The organism is Pseudomonas sp. CP-1, assembly GCF_021213715.1.
In the GTDB taxonomy this organism is placed as follows: domain Bacteria; phylum Pseudomonadota; class Gammaproteobacteria; order Pseudomonadales; family Pseudomonadaceae; genus Pseudomonas; species Pseudomonas aeruginosa.
Genome location: NZ_JAJQKY010000053.1, coordinates 1 through 1,801, shown reverse-complemented (window position 1 = coordinate 1,801; position 1,801 = coordinate 1). Strand labels below are relative to the sequence as shown.

The 1,801-nt window shown below is 66.5% G+C and carries 1 protein-coding gene; it reads left to right on the top strand.

The genetic code is table 11. The features are described 5' to 3' along the window. Positions 1-1,801, top strand: a 1,801-nt coding sequence (locus LT948_RS32990) for an MlaD family protein (RefSeq protein ID WP_073657442.1), incomplete at both ends; no start/stop codon positions are given.

The window sequence follows — 1,801 nt, the reverse complement described above, 5'->3', positions numbered from 1 at the left end:
GCTGCCCGGCCTGCACCTGACCCTCAAGGCCGATCGCCTGGGCTCCCTGGAGCAGGGCAGCCCGGTGTTCTACCGGCAGATCCAGGTCGGCCAGGTGAAGAGCTTCCAGCTGGGCGATGACCAGAGGACCATCGAGATCAAGGTGCACATCGAGCCGGCCTACGCGGACCTGGTGCGCAAGCACACGCGATTCTGGAACGCCAGCGGCATCTCCATTTCCGGCGGCCTGTCCGGCTTCAAGGTGCACAGCGAGTCGCTGCTGACCCTGGTCGCCGGCGGTATCGCCTTCTCTACTCCGGAGAACCGCACCGACAGCCCGCCGACCGATCCGAGCAAGCCGTTCCGCCTGTACGACGACTACGACGCGGCCCAGGCCGGTCTGCGCGTGAAGCTGAAGATGAACGACGTCAGTGGTATCGATCCAGGGCGCACCCCGGTGATGTTCAACGGCGTGCAGGTCGGCCTGGTCAAGTCGATCGACATGGGCAAGGACTACAGCAGCGCCACTGCCGACCTGGCGATGGATCCGCGGGTCGAGGACATGCTGCTGGAAGGCACCGAATTCTGGACCGTCAAGCCAAGCATCTCCCTGGCCGGCATCACCGGCCTCGAGGCTCTGGTGAAAGGTAACTATATCGACGTGCGCTTCGCCAAGAGCGGCGCGCCGAGTCGCGAGTTCACCATCCGCCCGAAAGCGCCGCCGCTGAACACCGACGCGCCCGGCCTGCACCTGGTGCTGACCAGCGACAAGCTCGGCTCGATCGACATCGGCGCGCCGATCCTCTACCGCCAGGTCCGCGTCGGCAGCGTGCAGAGCTACCAGCTGTCGCGCGACCGCCAGCGAGTGGTGGTGGGTGTGCACATCGAGCCGGAGTACGCGCACCTGGTGAATACCTCGACGCGCTTCTGGAACTCCAGCGGGATCACCCTGACCGGCAACCTCAGCGGCGTGCAGGTGAAGAGCGAGTCGCTACAGACCCTGATCACCGGCGGGATTTCCTTCGACACCCTCGATCCGAAGGCGCCGACCGTGACCAAGGTGCGTCGCTTCACCCTCTTCGACAGCGAGGAGGCGGCGATGGCCCGTGGCGTGGAGATCCAGCTGAGCATCGACAATGCCGACGGCCTGCGCGAAGGCACGCCGATCCGCTTCAAGGGCCTGGACATCGGCAAGATCGAAAGCGTCGAGCTGAACCCGGACCTCTCCGGGGTACAGATGAAGGCCCGCCTGACTTCCGCCGGCGAGCGCGTCGCCCGCAGCGGAACCCGCTTCTGGGTGGTGCGTCCGGCGCTCGGCCTGCTGCGTACCGAGAACCTCGGAACCCTGGTCAGCGGCCCCTATATCGAGGCGCTGCCGTCGAGCACGCCGGGCGAGCGCCAGGCACGCTTCCAGACTCTCGCCGAAGCGCCCAACCTGCTGGGCCGGGAAAACGGCCTGCGGCTGACCCTCAGCGCGCCGCGCAAGGGCTCGATCAAGCCGGGCAACCTGGTGACCTACCGGCAGATCCCGGTGGGCAAGGTCGTCGACCTGGCCTTGGGCGAACAGGCCGACCGGGTGCTGATCGGCATCCTCATCGAACCGCGCTACGTACCGCTGGTGCGTACCGGCAGCCGTTTCTGGAATGCCAGCGGCTTCGGCGTCGACGCCAGCCTGTTCAAAGGTCTGTCGCTACGCACCGAGTCGATGGAGGCGCTGATGGAGGGCGGCATTGCCTTCGCCACCCCGAACAATGCGCAGATGGGCGAGCCCGCCAAGCCGGGGCAGACCTTCGCCCTGTTCGATTCGGCCAATGACGAATGG